General features: G+C 39.5%; 21 protein-coding genes. 6 read left to right on the top strand and 15 right to left on the bottom strand.

Translation table 11 applies throughout. The features are described from left to right. The first annotated feature begins 26 nt into the window (after positions 1–26). Positions 27–1,373, top strand: coding sequence for a DNA repair protein RadA (radA, locus tag AABJ44_RS02425; protein WP_338370320.1), 1,347 nt, complete (start codon positions 27–29; stop codon positions 1,371–1,373). A gap of 342 nt (positions 1,374–1,715) precedes the next feature. Then, the gene (locus tag AABJ44_RS02420) at positions 1,716–2,135 is read left to right on the top strand and encodes an Hsp20/alpha crystallin family protein (RefSeq protein WP_074641276.1); all 420 of its coding nucleotides are present in this window, start codon (positions 1,716–1,718) and stop codon (positions 2,133–2,135) included. A 53-nt stretch (positions 2,136–2,188) separates the two neighbouring features. On the opposite strand, the gene pgsA is transcribed toward AABJ44_RS02420, so the two are convergent. Further along, positions 2,189–2,785, bottom strand: a complete 597-nt coding sequence (gene pgsA, locus AABJ44_RS02415) for a CDP-diacylglycerol--glycerol-3-phosphate 3-phosphatidyltransferase (protein ID WP_338370319.1) — start codon at positions 2,783–2,785, stop codon at positions 2,189–2,191. A 78-nt stretch (positions 2,786–2,863) separates the two neighbouring features. Beyond that, positions 2,864–3,685, bottom strand: coding sequence for a cytidylate kinase-like family protein (locus tag AABJ44_RS02410; RefSeq protein WP_074641281.1), 822 nt, complete (start codon positions 3,683–3,685; stop codon positions 2,864–2,866). Positions 3,686–3,810: 125 nt separating this feature from the next. Here AABJ44_RS02410 and AABJ44_RS02405 point away from each other — a divergent pair, with 125 nt between their 5' ends. Next, positions 3,811–4,380 carry an NUDIX hydrolase gene (locus AABJ44_RS02405; protein WP_083379678.1) on the top strand — a complete coding sequence of 190 codons (570 nt, stop codon included), beginning with the start codon at positions 3,811–3,813 and terminating at the stop codon, positions 4,378–4,380. 42 nt (positions 4,381–4,422) lie between these two features. Here AABJ44_RS02405 and AABJ44_RS02400 read toward each other — a convergent pair whose 3' ends face one another. Then, positions 4,423–5,112 (bottom strand): LysM peptidoglycan-binding domain-containing protein, encoded by a 690-nt coding sequence (locus AABJ44_RS02400; protein WP_074641283.1) that lies wholly within the window; start codon positions 5,110–5,112, stop codon positions 4,423–4,425. Between the two features lie 2 nt (positions 5,113–5,114). After that, entirely contained in the window at positions 5,115–6,119 is a 1,005-nt protein-coding gene (locus AABJ44_RS02395; RefSeq protein ID WP_338370318.1) for a hypothetical protein, read from the bottom strand. A 131-nt stretch (positions 6,120–6,250) separates the two neighbouring features. On the opposite strand from AABJ44_RS02395, the gene AABJ44_RS02390 reads away from it, so the two are divergent. Beyond that, positions 6,251–6,478: a YdbC family protein gene (locus AABJ44_RS02390; RefSeq protein WP_338370317.1), complete on the top strand. Its 228-nt coding sequence runs from the start codon at positions 6,251–6,253 to the stop codon at positions 6,476–6,478. On the opposite strand, the gene holA is transcribed toward AABJ44_RS02390, so the two are convergent. Genes holA through hprK form a run of 4 tightly spaced genes read right to left on the bottom strand, consistent with a single transcriptional unit; the run spans position 6,456 to position 9,370 of the window. Further along, a complete protein-coding gene (gene holA / locus AABJ44_RS02385; protein ID WP_338370316.1) occupies positions 6,456–7,442 on the bottom strand; it encodes a DNA polymerase III subunit delta in 987 nt (328 codons plus the stop codon). The two genes, AABJ44_RS02390 and holA, sit on opposite strands and share 23 nt — an antisense overlap. 21 nt (positions 7,443–7,463) lie before the next feature. Further along, the gene (gene lexA, locus AABJ44_RS02380) at positions 7,464–8,075 is read right to left on the bottom strand and encodes a transcriptional repressor LexA (RefSeq protein ID WP_074641291.1); all 612 of its coding nucleotides are present in this window, start codon (positions 8,073–8,075) and stop codon (positions 7,464–7,466) included. A 2-nt stretch (positions 8,076–8,077) separates the two neighbouring features. Further along, entirely contained in the window at positions 8,078–8,344 is a 267-nt protein-coding gene (locus AABJ44_RS02375; RefSeq protein WP_074641293.1) for an HPr family phosphocarrier protein, read from the bottom strand. Positions 8,345–8,380: 36 nt separating this feature from the next. Continuing rightward, a complete protein-coding gene (gene hprK / locus AABJ44_RS02370; protein WP_074641295.1) occupies positions 8,381–9,370 on the bottom strand; it encodes an HPr(Ser) kinase/phosphatase in 990 nt (329 codons plus the stop codon). Positions 9,371–9,555: 185 nt separating this feature from the next. Here hprK and AABJ44_RS02365 point away from each other — a divergent pair, with 185 nt between their 5' ends. Continuing rightward, on the top strand, positions 9,556–9,843 hold the full coding sequence (locus tag AABJ44_RS02365; protein WP_074641296.1) for an HPF/RaiA family ribosome-associated protein: 288 nt from the start codon (positions 9,556–9,558) through the stop codon (positions 9,841–9,843). A 41-nt stretch (positions 9,844–9,884) separates the two neighbouring features. Here AABJ44_RS02365 and AABJ44_RS02360 read toward each other — a convergent pair whose 3' ends face one another. Further along, on the bottom strand, positions 9,885–11,330 hold the full coding sequence (locus tag AABJ44_RS02360) for an RNA polymerase factor sigma-54 (protein WP_338370315.1): 1,446 nt from the start codon (positions 11,328–11,330) through the stop codon (positions 9,885–9,887). Between the two features lie 41 nt (positions 11,331–11,371). Here AABJ44_RS02360 and AABJ44_RS02355 point away from each other — a divergent pair, with 41 nt between their 5' ends. Continuing rightward, entirely contained in the window at positions 11,372–12,706 is a 1,335-nt protein-coding gene (locus tag AABJ44_RS02355) for a DUF1015 domain-containing protein (RefSeq protein ID WP_338370314.1), read from the top strand. Between the two features lie 118 nt (positions 12,707–12,824). Here the strand turns inward: AABJ44_RS02355 and AABJ44_RS02350 are convergent, their stop codons facing one another. The 6 genes from AABJ44_RS02350 to AABJ44_RS02325 form a co-directional block, all read right to left on the bottom strand. Next, on the bottom strand, positions 12,825–14,129 hold the full coding sequence (locus AABJ44_RS02350) for a hypothetical protein (protein ID WP_338370313.1): 1,305 nt from the start codon (positions 14,127–14,129) through the stop codon (positions 12,825–12,827). Between the two features lie 27 nt (positions 14,130–14,156). After that, the gene (locus tag AABJ44_RS02345; protein ID WP_074641304.1) at positions 14,157–14,804 is read right to left on the bottom strand and encodes a hypothetical protein; all 648 of its coding nucleotides are present in this window, start codon (positions 14,802–14,804) and stop codon (positions 14,157–14,159) included. A 93-nt stretch (positions 14,805–14,897) separates the two neighbouring features. Beyond that, on the bottom strand, positions 14,898–15,767 hold the full coding sequence (locus tag AABJ44_RS02340) for a glycoside hydrolase family 16 protein (protein ID WP_338370312.1): 870 nt from the start codon (positions 15,765–15,767) through the stop codon (positions 14,898–14,900). Between the two features lie 3 nt (positions 15,768–15,770). Beyond that, positions 15,771–18,911, bottom strand: a complete 3,141-nt coding sequence (locus AABJ44_RS02335; protein ID WP_338370311.1) for a glycoside hydrolase 5 family protein — start codon at positions 18,909–18,911, stop codon at positions 15,771–15,773. Beyond that, on the bottom strand, positions 18,904–19,695 hold the full coding sequence (locus AABJ44_RS02330; RefSeq protein ID WP_338370310.1) for a sugar-binding protein: 792 nt from the start codon (positions 19,693–19,695) through the stop codon (positions 18,904–18,906). Before AABJ44_RS02330 ends, AABJ44_RS02335 begins: the two co-directional genes overlap by 8 nt. A 30-nt stretch (positions 19,696–19,725) precedes the next feature. Beyond that, positions 19,726–21,366, bottom strand: coding sequence for an extracellular solute-binding protein (locus AABJ44_RS02325; protein WP_074641311.1), 1,641 nt, complete (start codon positions 21,364–21,366; stop codon positions 19,726–19,728). Positions 21,367–21,481 lie beyond the last annotated feature (115 nt).

Below are 21,481 nucleotides of genomic sequence, written 5' to 3'. Positions count from 1 at the left end.
AAAAAAATCCGAGCGAATGAGGTACTATGGCAAAAAAAAGTGGATCTGTAAGCTACAGATGTTCTAACTGCGGTTATACACAGCCAAGATGGCTTGGCCGCTGCCCGGAATGCGGAGAATGGAACTCTCTTGAAGAAATCATAATCGACAAAAACAATGTTACACCCGCAGGACGTGGCAGTGAAGCAGTTGAAAAGCAAAAGCCTGTCGGTCTTGCGTCGGTAAAAGCACAGGAAAACAGCCGTCTTTCTACAGGAATAGACGAATTTGACCGTGTTTTAGGAGGCGGAGCCACAAAACGTTCTGCAATCCTGCTTGGAGGAGAACCTGGAATCGGAAAATCTACTCTGCTTTTACAGACAGCAGCCAGTGTTGCACAGTCTGGAGCAGTAGTTTTGTATATAAGCGGCGAGGAATCAGCTGCACAGATAAAAGAAAGAGCTGACCGACTGGAACTTTCCTGCAATGGAATCAGTATTTTGTGTACTTCCCGCCTGGAAGACTCTTTAGATGCCTTAGATTCACTTAATCCAGCCTTTGTTATTATAGATTCTATACAGACAATATATAGTGCTGAAGCCGGAATTATACCTGGTACCGTTAATCAGCTTAAATATTGTGCAAATGAGTTCATTTCCTGGGCAAAAGAACGTGATTCAGTGCTTATTATGACAGCTCATGTGACAAAAGAAGGTACAATCGCCGGTCCAAAGTCACTTGAACACATGGTTGATACTGTAATTTCGTTCGAACGCAATGCAGATGACATAAGATTCCTTCATGCACAGAAGAATCGCTTTGGTTCTGTAGATGAAATAGGTATTTTCAGCATGAGTGAAAAAGGATTAACACCTGTTTTAAATCCCGCATCTCTCTTTTTAACACAGAGAAAAGAAAATCAGCCTGCCGGAGTAGCCTGTACACCAGTTTTTGAAGGCAGCAGAGTCTTTTTAGTAGAGATTCAGGCCCTTACAGTACCTGCAAAAGCCAGTGTTTCACGTATTTACAGTGAAAAAATTGATTCCGGACGAGTTGCAAGGGTTGCTGCCGTCATCGAAAAACGATGCGGACTGTGTTTTTCTGATCAGGATATATACGTAAACGTTGCCGGTGGCATAAAATTAAGCGAAAGTGCCATAGATGCAGCCTTAGCTGCAGCACTTTATTCTGCCAGAACTGATATCGCAGTAAAAAATGGTACTGCCGTATTCGGAGAATTAAGCCTTGCAGGTGAAATCCGCCCGGTAAATAAAGCAAAACAACGTATCAAAGCCGCAGAAAGCCTTGGTTTCAACCAGATTTTACCCCCACAGGACGGCAATAACCAGGGAATTGCGGACATAAAAACACTCATTAAGACTATTTTCCGCTAAAAGCGTGCACTTTTAACCTAAAGTGTATCATTTTATTTATAGAAACTGCGTAATTTTGACACACTTAATTATCATAAAATAAACGTAAACTTGGCTTCCGGTCACGTATTTAGGTACAAAAAACGCGCCATAAGGCGCTACACGTTGTGAGTTGTAGAGAAACTATAAACTGCCGCTATCGCGGTAGCAACTCACAAAGTGTTTTTTGCACCCAAATCCGCTCCCTTGCGCCAGATTCGCCGTTATTTTAAATCAATCCTGCATGCTTGGCACGATATTTGCTATATATAAAAGTGTAAGCTAAACACTTACAAACAAATCTAAATACAAAGAGGTATAGATATGAACGAACTTTCATTTATTGATTCACTTTTTAATGACATGATGGGTAACACTCCAAGTGTTATGTATTGTACAAATACTCCACGTGTTGACGTAAAAGAAGAAGATAACGCCTACACTCTGGAAATGGAATTGCCTGGCCGTTCTGAAAAAGACGTAAATATCGAGCTTGACCACGACAATCTTACTATTGCCTCTAAGGTTGAAGAGACAAAAGAAACTAAAGAGGACAAGAAAGATAAAAAGACTAAGTACATTCTTAAGGAAAGACGAAGTTCAAGTTTTGAACGCCGCTTTACACTTCCTACAGATGTTGATGCCGAGTCTATCAAAGCAAACTTTAAGAACGGTATTTTGACTATCAACATGGCTAAAAAAGCAATTGCAGCTCCTAAAAAGATTGCAATTGAAGCCTGCTAAAGAACAAAAGGCATAAAAAAAGCGCGGTGGATAACACCGCGCTTTTTGTTTTATCAGATATCTTTTAAGATTTTTCCGAAATGAATCAAATAATCTATAAATGATGCATAACTTAAGATTACACAGATTCCAAAAAGGACATAAACTCCAATTTTAAGACCACCCCAGAATTGTGGAACTATATCCATACGAAGCATAAGTTCAAGAAGAATTCCGTAGAACTCAGCAATTATATAAACCACTGTCTTAAGCTTTCCGCCTTTTCGCGCTGCAATTGCAGTTCCCTGTTTTGCTGCAACCATTCTTAAAAAGTTCTGAGAGAACTCACGAAGCATGATTAAAACAAAAAACAAAACCGGCATATATGAAATACCGCTTTTTACAGAATGCATGAGACATACAAAAGCAGTCAGATGAAGCACAACATCAGCAAACGGATCAAAAAGTTTACCAAAGTCACTTACTTCATTATGCTTGCGGGCATAGTGTCCATCAAGGTAGTCTGTAAATTCCGCAAAGACAAGACAAGGAATAGCAATCAACAAAGAGAACTTTGTACCGCAGCCTGTCCAAATCGGGATGAAATATAATAAGAAGAAAATAGGTGCAAAAATAATGCGAGTAAAAGTAAACTTGTTAGATAGTTTCATACAAATATTATCTAATTTATAGAAAAGAAAGTCAAGTTAGAAGGACTTACTGCAGTCTATAAGAGTCGCTCGATAATCCTACTGGAAAGTCTTGAAATCATGAATAATGCTTACTGCGGACTTTGCATCGTAGCCTGGCATCTCTTCGCGTATCAGCTGCAAAGCCTGTTCTACAACTGCCGGAGAATCAGATACTCCATGAAGAACAACTGTATTTCCCTGAATTGTAGCATGCATGAACTCAATATTAAGTTTTCTTTCCATAGAAAGCTTATTTACAACAGTCTGAGCCTTCAAAAGATCATCAATAATCTTATTCCCCTCTTCTTCCTGCTTAATAGTAACCTTCTTTTCTACGAGCTCAGCTATAACATCAACAGCAAGTTCAAGGCTCAAAAGACCGGTATTAAGAACTGCATGATAATTTACAGGATCATTGATATCTACGTTATAAAAACTTGAATGAAAACCAGCTCTGTTTGCATCACTTTCCTGAATACGCTGAAGAGCCTGTTTTTCATCCCAGTTAAATTCTTTACGTAGACGATCGATACGGGTTGCTTCATCAGCTATAAGACGCACAGAAATATTATTCGGTACATTCTGAAGCACAGCAAAAGCACCACGTCCTATAATTACCACATTCTTCTTTTCTGCGGCTTCCAGGATTGCATATTGAGCATAATTCAGATATTCATCGCGGTCTTTTGTAAGAGATGCAAAGAATCCGGGTTTACGCTCGTCAAACTTCGGCATTTTGTTCTCAGAAAAGCCAAGTTCAACAATTCTCTTTTCAATTTCCTTTCTTGTGATGAACTTATAGCCGAGTCTTTTTGCAAGCTCGCCGGCTACTTCATCACCCAATGCTGCTACCTGTCTTGAAATTGTAATTACTGCCATAAGTTCACCTCTCGAAATAAAAATTTGATTAAAAACAGGCTGTTGATATTTCAATAATCTGTTTATAACCCTATAATATGATAAAACGAGAATTTGAATCTGTCAAAAAGTAACGGAGATTTTTTATGAAAAATTATTTTCTGCCCGAAGATGAAAAACTTAAATGGAAAGAAGGACCTTCCGAACCACTTTTAAAAACCGTTGTCTGTACTGTTACAAAACGACATAACGTTTCTTCTGATGGAACAGAAGGTGATTACATCATAATGGATGCTCCTGACTGGGTAATTGTAATTCCAGAACACAATGATAAGTTTCTTATGGTAAAACAGTGGCGTCATGGTGAATCTGCATTAAGCGTTGAATTCCCAGGTGGCGTAATTGATAAAGGAGAAGAACCTGAACAGGCTGCCCGCCGAGAACTGGAAGAAGAAACAGGTTTTAAGGCAGGAATGCTTATTAAACTCGGTTCAGTAAATCCAAATCCGGCTCTTTTTAAGAATCATGTTCATTTCTACCTCGCTCAGGATTTAAAGGCTACAGGAAAACAGAATCTTGATGATGATGAATTTATAAACTGTATGGAATTATCTAAAGAAGAAGTTCTTGAAGGAATGGGTACTGAGCAGTTCCCACATGCCATTATGGGAATGGCGTTGAGCCTTTATATTAAGCATAACGGCGGAAAGATATAGATAAAAAAAGACCCTCGGATCAAGTCCGAGGGTATCTGAAAATTACTTACCGTAAGTTTCGTATTCTTTCTTTGGATCGTATGTGCCTTTTCGGTATTCACCAGTAAGGCTTGGAATCTTCATCTTCATACCTGGATGGATGAGGTTTGGATCCTCAGGCTTTGGCATGTTGTTTTTGTTTGCCTGATAAAGATTTTCCCAAAGCAACGGGTTGTTGTAAACATAAGGACGACCAGAAATATTCCAGTAACAGTCTTTTGTTTCTGCCCAAGGTTTTACAATGTAGAACTCTGGAAGTGGAGTAACTTCTCTGATTCCATCAAGAGCGGCAAGTGAAGCCTTTGCATAAGCATTTGCCTTTTCAAAATCTTCACCTTCGAAAGAAGTTTCTGCCTTTTCAAGATTATCTTTTGCTGAAGTATATGCCATTGGGAATGTGTTTGGAGCATCAATCTTTTCTGCCCATGCAATCTGATTCTTTGCAAGCTTAATATTATTTTCTGCTTCACCACGAGCCATCATCATTCTGATATAAGCTTCAGAAAGAGCGGCATTTTCTTCTGCCTTCTTAGAATACTCTACAGCATCATCATACTGTCCTGCATCAAGTGCAATTTCAGCCTTCTTTGTATACTCATCTGCAAGCTTCTGGAATGTATTATTCTTGTAACTAACTGCAAATACAGAAGCTGCAAGTAATGCTATTACTAAAATCGAAATAATCTTTTTCATAATTACTTAGCCTCCGATTCATCAATATCATCCTCAAGCTCTTCAGCAATATCAGCCTCGGCCTTTTCTGGATCTTCATAATCATCAGCTTCAAGAAGAACAGCATCTTCATCTTCGATACCTTCAACTTTTTCTGTGATTGGAGCCTTAACATCTGCTTCTTCAGCAAACTTCTCACTTTCTGCTACACGCTTTTTAGCTTCTTCAATTGCAGCCTGTGCAGCAGCACGCTTAGCAGCTACATCTTCATAAAGATATGTAAACTTTGTTTTTGCATCTTTATATTTATCAACAGCTTTCTTTGCATTCTGCATTGCATAGAGTGAATCGCCAGTCTGAATAAGATCTGCTGCTTCTTTATACTCTGCTTTGCGGGCAACACCAGCTTTTACGCTATCTGCCTTTTTCTTTGCTTCCATTGCAGCATCGCGTTCTTCTTTTGCAAGCTTCTTATAAGCTACGTTGATAACTGTATTAAAATCTTTAAGTGCATTTTCTGCTTCTGCAAAAACTGACTTATCAAAATCATCTGAATCAGCTTCAAAAGCAGCTTCTACCTTATTGAGGCTGCTTACACCTCTATCGTAGTTATTCTGTGCATAAGAAGCAAAACCGCTTTCGTCAATTTCTTTCTTTGCATCAACTGCCTTGCTGTAATTTGCAAGAAGGTTATATCTGTCAATGATTGACTGTGCAGCCTTTTCCGGATTGTCACTGTCTTTAAGACCAGAAAGAAGGTAATCGAGCTTACTCATCTGCTCCGGACAATTTCTATCAGCACCTGCTTCAATAGCAGCTTTTCTCGCATCATTGATTTGTTCCATAAGCTGAGCAAGTTTAGCAGCTTTTGTAAGACTCTCATCTACAACATTTTCTGATACATCTTCTATAGCTTCCTTTACCTCGGGAGCTGCTGGCTTCTGTTCTTCAGCAGCAGGTTTTGAACCGCAGGAAATAAAGAACAAAAGAGTGAAAATAGAAAGAAGAATTATACTAACTTTCTTCATATTTTACCTCACAATAGTTATTTTATTATATTTTACTATAATTACGCCAATCTTACAACGATAATTAAAGTATACAGAATTATAACAACTCAATGTAAAAAAAATTACAAATTTTTTTTAAGGAGGCAGTCATGGCAGATGATTTCTCTTTTAAGATTGAAAAAAATCTTGGAACTGTTGCCGAAGGAAAAGGCGGCTGGAATCTTGAACTGAACCTTGTATCATGGGGTGGCAGACCTGCTAAATATGATTTACGCAGCTGGTCCCCTGACCACCAGAAAATGGGAAAAGGTTCTACCTTTACAGCAGAAGAGCTGAAGGCATTAAAAGAACTGCTTAGTACTCTTGAGATAGAGTAGACAGCTGAGCTCCATTTTTAATAACTATTTCATAAAGCATTTTCTGAAGAAGAACATCTTCCATTTGAGAACCACCGGAACGAATCTCCATATCTGTTGAGGCAAGCACTGCAAGAATTGCCGCAGACTGTCCCATTGTCCACACCTTAGCTGCACTCCTGTACTGTTTCTGAAGCATTGCTTGCGGAATTGCCTGCTCTCCGCGTTTATGCCAGTCCTGAAGTTTTCTAAAGCATGAAGCGAGTCCTGCAATAATCATTACAGAAGAATTTTCTTTTGAAAGTCTGATTTTCTGAAGAATCTGAAGGCCTTTTTCAAGACGAACAGGCGCAGCATCGGCGCTGTTGGCCAGCTCACGGAAAAGGCTGAAAGCGTTTTCTTCACGGCTGTGAGTTAGAACAGAGTCTACATCCGCCTCGTTGATTTCGTGGTCTTTTGGGAAAAGAACGAAGAATCTTGAGCACTCGGCAGCGAGAGACTGCGTATTATTTTCTATTAATTCTAAAATCAGTTTGGCCGCGCCCTGCTGTATACGGTAACCGTTTTTGCTGAAATAACTTGTTACCCAAGGCAGCTTATCGCTCTCAAACATTTCCCAGAACTTTTTGCGGTTTGCAGTTGGAATAAGTTTTTCAAGTTTTGAATCTACACTGATTTCATCTGATACAAGAATCAGAATTGCAGATGGCTCTGGATTTTTCAGCCAGTCCGAAATCATCTGAATCTCATCTTTCTTCTTTATAAGTTCTGCATTCTTACAGACAACACAAACACCATCAGAAAACAAAGTGCCGCTCTGAAGAATTGTCATAACTTCACTAAAAGGAGTTTCGAGAAGATAGAATGAATGCTCGTCTATTACACCGAACTGTTTTTTATGAGCGGCTTTTACAGCGTCAACTGCTTCGTTGCGCTTACCGAACTCCGGACCAGTGTAAAGATAAATAGGACCTGCTGCTGCCATATAATTCTGCTGCCTGATATTTTAGTAAGTTCTTACGATATTTGACAGAATTCCAACAATACGAACGTCTGTACAATAAATAGCCTGGAAATCTGGATTTTCCGGCTGAAGACGAATTCTTGCAGACTCTTTATAATAACGTTTAAGGGTAATAGCATCATCTATTACAGCCACAATAATCTGTCCGTCAACTGCAGTTGAAGCCTGCTCTACTACAGCAAGATCACCATCAAGAATTCCGGCATTTATCATACTCTGGCCGCGAACTCTAAGAGCAAAATAGCTTTTTCCCGGGCGAACAAAAGGTTCTGTAAGATTTACATATCCATCAAGATTTTCTTCACTTAAAAGAGGTTTACCTGCAGCAACGTTTCCCAAAAGAGGAACCTTGCTGATAAAAGTCTGAGGTTCTTTTTCACGACAATCAGAAAGCACACGAATTGAGCGGGCCTTTTTCTGACTCTGAGAAAGGAAGCCTTTTTTCTGGAGGGCAAGAATATGATCCTGAACTGCGCGAAGAGAAATACCGAAATGTTCACTTATATCGCGTACAGTTGGTGGAAATGAGTTTTCTTCAGTGTAAGAGGAAATATAGTTTAAAACTTCCTTCTGACGATCTGTAATTCCTCTCATTATTAGTCCTCCTCAAAACGACTGTTAAACAACTCCTCAATAACCGAGGCTGCTTCAGATTCATCGGGACCAACAACCTGCATTGTAAGCTGAGTATTATAACCAGCCCCCATAGCTATTACACCCATAATTGATTTTGCATTTACAGTTGCTCCATCTCGGGTGAGGGTAATTTCGCTTTCAAACTTGTTTGAAGTCTGTGCAATAATTGCCGCAGGTCTTGCGTGAATTCCTGCTCTGTTCTGAACTGTTAAAATCTTCTCGATCATTTGAATTTCCTTGGCAGCCTCTCTGCCGCATTTATTTTAGTAAGAATCGTCATTACCGTTGTAAACAGTCTGCGCTTCTCCTGTCTCAATCCACTTAAGAACGTTCTGATTGAAGTCCTTTGCAGAGTTATATCCCATATTCTTAAGACGCTCGTTCATAGCGGCTGCCTCAATAATAATAGGAAGGTTTCGACCCGGACGAACCGGAATCTCAAGTACAGGAACCTTAACTCCTAGCAGTTCCTTATATTTCTGTTCTGTACCAAGACGGTCATAAGCCTTGGCAGAGTTCCAGTCTTCAAGCTGAACAATAAGCTGAACTTCCTTCTGGTCGCGGATGGCACCAACACCATAAAGCTGGGAAATATTGATGATACCCAGACCTCGGATTTCCATATGGTGGCTGATAACTGTATTTGCACCGCGTCCCAGAATAATATTTCCGTTTACACAGCGGATTTCAATAATATCATCAGCAACAAGACGGTGGCCTCGTTCAACAAGCTCAAGGGCTGTTTCACTTTTACCAACGCCGGAATGTCCAGAAAGCAGAATACCGATACCGTAAACTTCTACAAGAACTCCATGCAAAGTCTGTCGCGGCGCGAACTGATTTGCAAATACACGAATTATACGATTTGAAAACTCTGTAGATGTAAGACTTGTCTGAAGCAGTGGACAATAACTTTCTTCTGCAATACGACGAAAATCTTCTGTTGGCTCCAGATTGTACGTAAAGATACAGCACGGCATCTGAGAGCGGAAAAAGTTTCTTATTGAATCTGTATTTTTTTCTTTATGAAGTTTCTGTAGATAGGCTGTTTCACCGCGTCCAAAAACCTGAACACGATTACTGGCAAAAGATTCATAAAAGCCCGAAAGTGCAAGACCAGGGCGGTTAAGTTCAGGAACTGTAATAGCACGTGGTAAACCACGGCGCCCTGCGATACACTTAAGATCAAGAGCATCATGTCCCGAAAGTTCGAGGTCAAGCAAATCCAGAACTGTGAATTTCTTATCTGCCATATATTTTTACTATACACACTTTAAGATATTTTAGCAATACCAAAAAGAAATTTAAAAATCTGAATTTGTTTTTTCAGAAAACCCGTGTTACTATAAAGGTGATGAGAATTCATCTGCCTGCGTATGCGGGATCTAAAAATACTTACAGCTGGAGTAAAGAAATTTACTTCCTCGAGGAGACTACTATGACACCATCAATTAATGCAGTAGGTTTTACACTTGAACAGAAGCAGTCTGACATGATTGAATCAAAACTTAAGAGAATTGCTTACGGTGATGATTTGATTGTTGATTTACTTATGAAAATCAAGCATGACAAGACCTATGTTTTCGATACTACAGTAAACTTTAAATGGGGCACTTCAGCTCATGTTTCTGGAGAAGATTTTGACTTTGGTGCAGCATTGAACAAGATGATGGATGTACTCGATAACAAAATCAAGAAGGAAAAAGATAAGGTTCAGCAGAAATAAACTGCGGTTTGCGGTGGTTTCAACAAACTAAACCACCGTACTTACCGTTTATACGAATTTTTTAGTCCAAGTTGGGCGCGATATTTTGCCACGGTACGACGGGCAATTTTCGCGCCCTTCTGATTTAACAGCTCTGTAAGTTTCTGGTCTGAAAGATTTTCATTTTCAGGTTTAGTAAGTATCGCCTGCATTTTTTGTTTGATTCTTTCAGATGAGATTTTTTTGCTGCCGTCGCGGTTATTTACTCCAGAAGTAAAAAAATAACTTGCGGGAAAGAGGCCCCATTCTGTCTGAATATATTTACTGCCGTTTTTGGCCGACATACGGGACACGGTGGATTCATGGATTTCAAGTTCTTTTGCTATCTGCCGCCTTGTAAGCACGCTGAGATGTCCCGGCCCCTTCAGGAAAAAGTTTTTCTGCGCTTGGACTATTGCACAGCCCTGCATGACTATTGTAGATTCGCGGAACTGTAAAGAAGAAATCAAAGCCTGTGCTTTTGCAACATTTACCTTATCCATCTTAAAATCTGGAGAAATTCTGATTTCCGGCAAAGCACCCGAAGCATATTTTATCTGAAAATGAAAATCTGAATTAAGGGAAACAAGGCCTCTCGAAAAATCATCGTCAGAGGCGCCCGGTTCTTTTGTAACTGTAAGGACTACGTCTGGACGGCCCGTATCCACTGTGGCTACAGAATTATATCCCTGAGCTGGATGTGGATTCAGGGAAAGGATAAATTTCAGCGCGGCCGCGGCGGCATCTTCATCCAACGGGAGATTGTCGAGCGCGGTCTGTCCCGCGAAAGCTTTTTTATGCCAGGCTTCCTTAAAATCAATTAACTTACGGCTGATTTTTGAAGCATTGGGCGGATTAAGAAAATCAAGATGCCCATCAAGAATAAAAAGAGCAAGTTGATTCGGATTTTCGGAAAGTTTTGCCTGAACTAAAAGGCTTTCTTCTGGAGTACGGCAGCAGGTACCAATCGGGTCCAGTGCCTGAACTATATTAAGACATTTTTCAAGCACAGCTTTTCTATTATTAACAATTGTTGCAGGTATTAAAGTTTCAGGAGAAAGCATTGAACCATAAAAGCCGTTCTTATCCAGATTATAAATAAGCTTTGTACACAATTCCAATTCATCATCAGAAATTTTCATTGCATTTAACTGATGAAGAAGATGAGCCTGTAAGGTTTCTCCATAGTCTTCCTGATTTTCAAGTATCTGCTGATATTTATCTGAAGTTTCAGAATTGCCATATCTCGAAGAATATTCTGCTGCCGGGAGATTAGAAAGAACAGGTTCCCTTACAATTTCAAGCGCAGGATTCTCACTTACCGCTTTATATATTTCATCTCGAAGTGTTTCATTTCCCATTGCAAGATAGTTCAGAGCTGTAATCTGAACCTGGGAGAGTCGTTGAATTTGCTTTTGTTCCTGGCGGAGTGTAAGAGATTGAGTAACACTCATAATCAAAATCTTCATTATTATAGCATAAAATTGCTTCAAACTGTATACTTGCATTTATGAAAAAGATAGAAGACTTTGGACTTTCCATTCCGGAAATCCTTTTACCAAAAAACATTGATGTTTCGAGCTGGTCTGTAATTGCCTGCGATCAGTATACTCAGGATTTAGACTACTGGAAGAAGGCAGAAGCTTGTGCCGCAGGTAAGCCTTCCACACTCAACCTGATTTTACCTGAAGTTTATCTGAACTCTCCTGATAAACCAGAGAGAATTGAAAAAATCAGAAAAACAATGAAAGAATACATTGACGGTGGAATATTTGATACAGCTAAAAACTGTTTAATATATATTGAAAGAAAAACTGCTTTTGGTCGCATCAGAAAAGGTCTTGTTGCTCAAATTGACCTTGAAACCTATGAGTGGAAGCCATTCAGCAAAGCAAATATCCGCGCCACAGAAGCAACAATCGTTGAACGAATTCCTCCTCGTATGGAGATTCGCCGCGGAGCACCTCTTGAATTACCACACATTATGCTTCTGGTTGATGATAAGGATGATTTACTGGTTGGCGGAACTGGAAATAAAGTAAAATCAAAGGCTCCTTTGTATGACGGTTCACTTATGTGCAACGGCGGATCTATTACAGGCTGGGCTGTAGAAAGTGAAAATGAAATTGCAGATGTAACAGAAGCTGTTTCTAAAATCGCAGATAAAAACCGTGCTGCAGATGGTTCTACCTTCCTTTTTGCTGTTGGAGATGGAAATCACTCTCTGGCTACTGCAAAAGCTGTCTGGGATGAATATAAAGAAAAACTTACAGCTCAGGGTGCTGATGAAGCTGCTTTGAAAGCATGTTCAGTACGCTACGCTCTGGTTGAAATTGTAAATATTTATGACACAGGTCTTACATTTGAACCAATTCATAGAGTTATTTTTGGAGCTGATGTTGAAGGTTTGATTTCTCATCTCGCAGAAAAACTTGGTGGAACTGTAAGTGAACTTTCAGGAGCAGCTGAACTTGATGCTGCTGTAAAAGCTTCTTGGGCAGACTTTGGTTTTGCATATAGAGAAGGCGGAAACGGAAAGCAGAAATACGTTCTTCTTAAGACCGGAATTAAAGAACTTGCTGTTGCCCGACTTCAACCAGAAATTGATGCATTCCTTAAAGGAGCCTCAGGTTCTGAAAAACCAGAAATTGACTACATCCACGGAAGTGATGAAACCCTTAAACTTGGTGAACGCGAAAACGCAGTAGGAATTCTTCTTCCTCCAATTGCAAAAGATTCCTTCTTTGAAACAATCAACGGTCGTGGCCCACTCCCAAGAAAGAGTTTCAGTATGGGTGAAGCAGACGAAAAACGCTTCTATCTTGAATGCCGAAAATTATTCTAGTTAAATAAAAAAGGATTGTCTGAAAAGGTGGCTTGAATGTTCGACGAACTAATCAAGCCACCATTTTTATTTAACAGACAATCCCCAAAATAGGAGTATTTTTTCTATATATGTAGATTTATTCTGCAGCTGTTACAGTAAAATCTGAGATTGTGAAAGTACAGCTTCCAAGAGATGTTTCACCTTCAGCATGCTGTCCAAGCTGGATTGCAAGTTTTCCGCTTACATTCTCAAGAGTAATAGCCTTAGCTGTATCAGCTTCAAGTGTATAAACTACATCATTAACAGTAATCGCACCTGCAACTGATGAAGTAACCTTGAATGAAAGATTAGATGTTTTAGAAAGACCATACCAAATCTGTGTTCCAAACCAGCAAGCTCCTGTAACAGTCTGTGTCAAAGATACACTTGTTTCTGTTGCAGTCATATCTGACAATACAACATTTGAGCCACACCAGTTCTGATCTGCCCAGATACTGAAGTAATCTGTAGGAGGATTTGCACCTTCAGTAGTTGTTGTTGGATTCCAATATTTTGCATAATCTTTTGAAACTGATACTATGATTGAAATTGCTTCAGAAACAATATCACCTGATTTTGCAACAACTGTAATTGTTTCAGCAGCATTACCACCTGTCAAAACATTTCCAGAAATAGTAGAAACAGGATTTTCAGAAGTGATTTCAAAAACGGCATCATCAATCTCAAATCCATACTGATCAAAAGCTGACAATTTTACAGTTTCACCTGCAGAAATTGTTGTTGTAGAAGTTTTGATTTCTACTTTATTTACAGTATAATCTGTTAATTTTTCAACTTTTACTTCAGAAATCTTAAGGATTGTATCTGCCGCATTTCCACGAAGCGCAAGAACAATACTTGAAGTTTCATCATAGTTGTCTGCTACAATTCCATAAATATCAAATACTGTTGCTTCATTTGCGGGAAGATTTTTCTGTGTATCAATTCCAGAATAAAGCACACCATTAAACTGATTCTTAACAAACATAGTTGTAATTTCTTTATCAGCTTCAAGTGTAATTGATGTATGAATTTTATCACCTGCAGCAACTCCAGCAGCCTTGTTTGGGTTAGCAATAAAAATCTGATTACCCCATTCTGAATCATTTGCATTTGCCACACTTACTGTATATACACCATCTTTATAAGTTACAGCATTGTTTGCATCTGAGAAAGTGATAGTAAATTCGCCATTCTCAACAGGTTTTGGATCTGGATCAGGTGTTGGGTCTGGATTAGGATCCGGATTTGGATCTGGATTTGGATCAGGGTCAGGATCTGGTGTTGGGTCTGGATCAGGATTTACGATCTCAGGATCTGTTGGATTCTCTGCCGGTGCACAGCTTGTGAAGAGAAGAGATGCAGCCATTACTGCAGCTCCAAAAATTTTAAGTTTTTTCATTTCTTGCTCCTTATATTTTTTTTTATTTTATTGGACATATTTGAGAGATAAACTCTCGTTCTCCGAATCAAAATATGTAACATCTTTGAATGCAAGCCATTCTTCAGAAGATACGCCATCACTTCCAAAAGCAAAGATAGCCCATGCATTACTTACGCCTTTCTGTGTAAGAGTTATTGTCTGCCAGCTTGTAGTAACATTGATGTTTTGTTTTACTAAAGAATCATTTTTGTTCTGATTTGAATAACCAGCCCAAATTGTCATATTATTACTTGCCTTTACCTTAAAAGTAACCTTTGAAACTTTTGACATGTCATAATAAATACAGTCTTTTGGTGAAGCTGCATTATCCTGTACAATTGCGCCACCAAACCACGCACCTGGAATTACAACACATTTCATTCCATTTTCAGAATCATACGATGCGTCAAAACCCTGCCATACCTGTAAATCAATTGGATTATGAGTACGGTCTGAAAATAAGGCGCCCCAGGAATCTCCAATAGTATCTGAAGTTCCAGAATTACCTGGATTACCGTTATTTACACCAGGGATTGTAGGATTGTTTGCATTTCGCCCTTTAAGTTCTGCTTCTGTCAGAAGATCACAACCTGTAAATGAAAGTAACATTGAAATCATACCAACTGCTATCATGATCTTTTCAATTTTTTTCATAAAAGCCTCCTGTACTTTTTTCTTTCTTAATTGTTATTCTGAAATTTACAAAATGAAAGTCCTGTAAATTTCAGAATGGTGTTTTATTTTCTGTTATTGATATACACGAACGTAATCAACAAGGAATTCTGCTTCACCGTTAAGATTGTTTACGTACGCATCACCGCCAAGAGTTCCACCAATTGCCAGATTCAAAATAATGTAAAATTTCTGATTATACGGCCAATTGGCTTCTGTACCATCATTGTTATAACTTCCCACAGCAACATCATCGTAATAGGCAGTTATTCTATCTTCAGTCCATTTAATTCCAAATGTATGCCATTCAGATGAAAGATTATTATCATAGATTTTTGTTCCAATACTCTGACCACTTCCTCCTGAATGACCTTCAGCATGAAGCGTACTGAATATTTTATGATTACCAATTGCAGGAGCATTTTCCATAATGTCTATCTCACCACACTTTGGCCAATCACTGCGATTTTCCGGCATCATCCAGAAAGCTGGCCATGCACCAGGACGATCGGTTACCTTAAGACGTGCCTCAATATAACCATACTTCCAGGTCTGTTTAGAATTGAGGCGGGCACTTCGCCATTCTGAGCCATTATGATAGGCTTTGATTTTCAGAACTCCATCACCTACAATTGCGGTTTCAGCAGTTGTTGTGTTATCAACATAATTCTGCTGTTCTGCATTTCCCCAACCATTGTTACCATGACCAGTCTGATACTTCCATTTTGATGTATCCGGAACTCCGGTATAATCAAATTCATCCTGCCACACACAAGTCAGACCGTCTTTTTTCAGAACATCCTTGCCGTTTTCATCTTTTCCAACTTCAGTCTTAACTTTTTCGTCTGCTTCTTTCGGTGGAAGGAAAATACAAGATGTACTCATAATTGCTGCTACTCCTGAAAGCAGCAGCAGTCTAATAACAAAAGAATGCTGCTTTTTCATATTTTAAAGTCCTATATTTACGTAAGTTGTGATTTCAACATAAGCTGAACCATCTACTACAGCTCCATTAGGCAATGCGTTGTATGCATCTGAGCTGTATTTTCCGAACTTGCGGCCAATAATTGAAAGACCAATTCTGTTCTTTGCATCAAGGAAAGAAGGATTATCTCCAAAGCCGTAAGCAATATCAAAACTGAACTGCAATGGGAAAGTCTGGTTAAAGTTTCTCCACCAGCTTTCTGGTCCCCATGTATTGAATGACCACTTTGTAGAACCAATCCAGTGATTGTAACGAACTGCAAGTCCTGCATTTACAAACTGAACTAACTCCGGATAATCACCCTGATAAGCTCCTGTAAGAGCACCAAGGCATCCACCATCAGCAGTTGCAATAATACGAAGGCCTGGAAGTGGATTTGTTACGATTCTTGTTCCAACCTGCCAGAGATTTCTCTGCTCAGGAAGTGCACCACCGTTATACCAGATCATATTGCTATACTTTGCAGTTGTTTCATTTGTAACTGATGTCCATGTATTGCTCTTGAAAGGGAGATTATCTGTCTTTCCGGCATAAAGGGTATACATTCCGGTAAGAGAGAATGCAAACTTTGCACCTTCAATATCATCACCATTCCATTCGTGGAACCAGGTTGCTCCTTCAGGGTCATAAGTAAGAACTGCTTCAACTTCAATTGCCTGACGGTTTCCAAGACCTACGATAAATGGAGACCCTGTAAGAAGGTCACGGCCCTTTGGCTGCTGAAGTGGAACGCGAGCTCTGACAACAGGCTTGAATACAAAATCACCATATCCAACATCAACTCCAACCTGAGCTTCAAATCTGTTTCCAGCACCAGAATCTGCTGTAAAGAAACTTCCTCTAACTTCTGCAGGATTTGTATCTGCTACAAGACCGCGGTAGATTGCGTTTCCGTAGATGTACATATGCTGGAACATATTTGTACCGAGCTGAACATAACCGCCAAGTGTATCAAGATAAGTAATCTTAGAAGAATTACCATTCTGATCGATATATTTTGCGCCAACTTTTTCACTACCAGCATGGAGAACACCGAGTTTAAGAGTTACCCATGGATCAAGAACTGCGGCTGCATAAATTGAAGCTTTTCTTCCGGCACCATATGCATTATATGGATCCAGAGAAGGACTTGATTTAGCACCAAACTCTTCTGCATAAACAAGGCCGATTGTGAAGTCTGGAACAAACAGTGATTCTGTAGGGAACCAGCGGAAGTAGTTTGCCTGAACCTGAGGCTTTGCACTTCCCCAGATTTCTGGACCACCAATTACTGTAAGTCCTTCAAGAAGATTCTTTCCTACAAACTCAAGAGCAATCGGAGCCTTTGAACCATAAGTGTCATAACCGATGATATCAAAAGCTTCTTTTGAAATATTGAAAATATCACCTGTGTTTTCAAAACTTGCATGTCCAACATGGTAGTAACCATTTATGTCAAAAAGATTTCCAGAATAATTAAGTGATGCCGAATAGAAATCTACATACTTAAGCTCTGCTTCTGGCTGTGTTGTAGAATAATCTGGTCCATCCTTGTAGTAAGAAGCCCATCTGTCTCCAAGATTTGTATAAGGAGAATCTGTCCAGGCTTTGATTACAGCTGTACCAGAAAGATTTTCCATTGGCTTTACAGTCAGGCCGAGGGTTGTTTCTGCAGTAACAGTTGTCTTAACATTCTCACCCTTTGCATTCTGATATTCAAAAGATTCTTTTAAGTGACCATTATCTTTAATAGCACCCCAGACTCTGTTTACATACATTGGAGTTGTTACCTGAACGGTTGCATCAAGAGTATCAATCTGAACGAGTTTATTTTCATTTATCATTTCTTTGATTGATTTCTCATTTCCCTGTGCAAGATACATTGAGGTATTTAATGATGCAAAAGTTTTATTTATATCAGATTCTGAAGATTTATAAAGTGATAGCTTCCAGATGTCCTGAAGAAGGTAATATGAAGCACGTGGAATTCTCTTGTTGATTCCACGGTCTGTGAGCTTGCTCTGAGCACAGATACCAAACCATTCCTCATCCATGTTGTTGAGGCCATCGCGATAGTCTAATTCATAACCAGAGTTTGACCAGGTACCTGTGTCATTATGAAGTTCAAGATCTTTGTTCTGATAGTGTTTCCACCATTCATCCATCCATTCAAATACAAAACCACCGATTACATTCTGTGAACGGCCCTTTCCGTAGCCCTGCTGATAGATTTCTTTCCACTGACTCATAAGATAAGCCATCTGAGCATACTGATCTTCCTGATGAGTGATTTCGTTGTAAGCATCTGCTCCGGCTTCTGTGAACATAATTGGCTTGTCGAGAACTTCTGCAACATTTTCATAGAATGAATCGTAGAAGCGGAATCCACGGTAAGCGTTTACACCAAGAATATCCAGAGAAGGACAAAGTTCTTTAATCAGCTCGAGATACTGAGTATCACCATTTACAATTCCAACAGGATGGAACGGGTCGATATCTTTACAGGCAGCCATTGCCTCTTCAAGAAGACTGTAGAGGTAACCTGCTTTTACAGTATTCTGTTCACCAACAGGAAGGTTTTCAATTTCTGAACCTGACCATACAAGTCCGTAATTACTTTCGTTTCCGAACATGTACATAAGAACACCGTTTACTGCACGATACTTTTCAGCAGTCTCGACTGCCATTTCAACAAGAGTTTCGCGAGTATACAAATCAGAATAATCTGTATTGGCATACCAGGTGCCGTTTACTGCTACACCATAACGGCCAAGAAGATTATTTACGATTGTGTAAATGCCGTACTTTGTATAAATGTACTCTACCCATTTTGGAGGAATGTCACTGAAACAGCGGATTGCATTTACGCCCATTGCCTTAAGCATTGGCATATCTGTATCAATCATGCGCTCAATGAACTCGTCACTCTTTGACCACAAATCATAAGTATGTGTTTCTCCGATTGGAGTATATGACCATACGATTCCCTTTACTTCAATTTCCTTACGGTCTTCCATAAGGCGCCAGCCGTTTGCATCTTTTTTTACTGTGATGAACTGAGCAAAAATTGAAATATTGAGGAATAATAAAATGCCTGTGAAAACGGCAAAACGTTTTTTATTCATTTTCAGCCTCCGCTAAATCAACTACAATGCCGTCTCCCCAGGAACTTGCATCTACGTAGGTATTATCTTTGCTGCTATTCCAGTGAATGAGACGAGAACGTTCTTTTCCGTCGTCTGCATCGTTAATCTGGAAGTCACCGCGCACCTTCTGCTTTGGCTTTAATTTTTTAATACTCAAGAGAGAGAATGGAACGGCTGCTTCAATCTTGTAACCATGTTCACTGTAAACAATTGCAGCCTTAATACTTCCGTTCATTGAAACATCGTTCAAACTTACATCGTAAGCAGATTTATTTGTTTTGCTCTGTGGAACAATTCTTACACGGTGATCTGTACTCTTGTAGAAGGTATGATAGCCTGTATCTGTACCAAAAAAGAATTCAATTGAATCATCGCGCCAGCCCTGTGGAGCAGGAAATTTATTTTCCTGTGGCTGATCATCTATGATGTCTGCAAAAACATAGAGATATGAATCATCTGCTCTAACCTTAAACAGACCATCTGTATTTTCAGGATTGAACATTCCTCCATAAACCATTCGGCGAACACGGATTCCATCCAATCCATCCCATTCATTAAATTCACCATCTATTACTGGAGATTTAGAACCTGAGTAATAAACCTTGAAATTCTTTTCCTGTTCACCTGCATCTGCAAATGCTTCCTCAGGAGGATAATATGGTGCATCAACAATCTTCTTTGCATTTATTGCAAGACATGATGTAAACATTGTCAAAAGAATGCCGATTCCCATTTTTGGAAAAAAATATTTTGTTTTTTTCATTTTTTTTGCCATCCTTTTTTTAGTTTGTTTTTACATTCCAAGTTTTGCCTTGTTTTCATTCATCAGCTTTGTCTGAGCTGCAATTACTTTGTCTACGCCTTTGTCTTTCTTGTACTTGTTGAACTGTGCTACAAGTGAATCAAACTCAGCATCAGATTTTGCACGAATAAGCTGTGGAAGAACCTTACCCCAGCGTCTCTGAATATCTTCACAGATGAGCTGTTCTTCTGAACCAACCGGAAGAGTAAGTCCATCGTATGCAGCAAATGACTGAACATAAGGACGTGTCCAAAGCTGTGGCTGTCCGAGAGAAGGAGCATATTCAACTCCCCACTGTGCCTGCCATGCTGTATCCATAAGCATCCAGTAGGTGTACATGATTCCAACATCAGTTTCCTGCTTGTTCTTATCTGTTGAATCAAGCTTTTTCATTTCTGGTGTAAGCTCAGGAATTCCTTTGCTGTTGATTACATATGTCTTGTCTTTGATACCGAAGTTTGTATCCATCTGACCTTCTTCACTGATGAGGTAAGAAAGGAACTGAATTGCACGAGCCTTATCTTTACAGTTCTTAGAAATCAAAGTTACAGTCCAGCCTGCAATTCCGCCTCCTGCGAGAGTTGGATTATCGCCACGGCTATTCTTTGGGCCATCAACTGCGATATAAACTGAGTTTGGATCTCTTGAATAAAGTGCATGCTGTGCAGCCTGCATATCCCAGTTCTGATAGAGCATACAGAAGTAACGTCCCTGTGCTGCTTTCTCTTCAATCTGACTTCTCTTGTCTACGAACATATCTGTTGCAATTAAACCTTCAGAATGTGCCTGACGAAGAGTCTTCATCCATCGCAGATATTCAGGATCATCTGTAAGTCCAAGATCAGCGTTTACGAACTTTCCGTTTTTCTCTGGAGGAATTGCAAGGAAGTGAGCAAGATAGCCCTGAAGCTGTGAACAACCTGTATCACCGAATTCATTTGTTGTGAAAGGAATAAGTGGCTGACCATTTACTGAAGGGAACTTTGCCTTTGCTGCACGGAGAGCTTTTAAGAATCCCTCTGGAGTTGACATATCCGGCTTACCGATTGCTTCATACATATCTTTTCTTACAAGGAAGGTTTCGTTTGATGTGAGTTTTCCGGCATATTTTTTATAGTCTGCCGGTGTATAAGATGAGTTTGGATAACCGTAAACATGACCATCTGCCTGTCTGTACCAGCCAAGCTTATCTGTATTTGTTACCCTGAAGAAATAAGGATCATATTTTTTTGCAAGCTCATCGAGAGGTTCAACAAGACCTGCATCAATCATCATAGGAACCTGTCCTTCCCACCAGCCGATTGTAATAAGGTCTGGAAGTGCATCACCTGCGATCATTGAGTTGAGTTTTTCTGATTCGTTACCTGCAGGTACAACGAAGTTAATGTCTACACCAGTTTTTTCTGTGATGTACTTTGAAACCATAGAATCGCCCCAGTGACGAGCGAACCAGCTAAAGTTAATGTACCAGTCGAATTTTATTGGTTTATCTGCGTTTAATTTCCAGCCAGCAGTACTTGCTGTTCCAGGTACTGTGCCTTTTGATTTTGCCTGCTTTTTTGGTTTAGCATAAACTGAAGAAGCCAATACCATAAGCACTAATGCGAATGCAATAAGTTTTGTTTTTTTCATACCTTACTCCTAAACTGAAGCCAAAGGCGACTTCGATTTTATTACAGAGTGAAGTATAGGTTTGAAAAACTGTGATTGAAAGTCAGAAAAATTTCGAAATGGTTTTCTTTTTTCG

The sequence above is a fragment of the Treponema bryantii genome (genome assembly GCF_036492245.1).
GTDB lineage: Bacteria > Spirochaetota > Spirochaetia > Treponematales > Treponemataceae > Treponema_D > Treponema_D bryantii_C.
The sequence above is the reverse complement of the archived record's forward strand: the minus strand, read 5'-3'. Positions and strand labels throughout refer to the sequence as shown.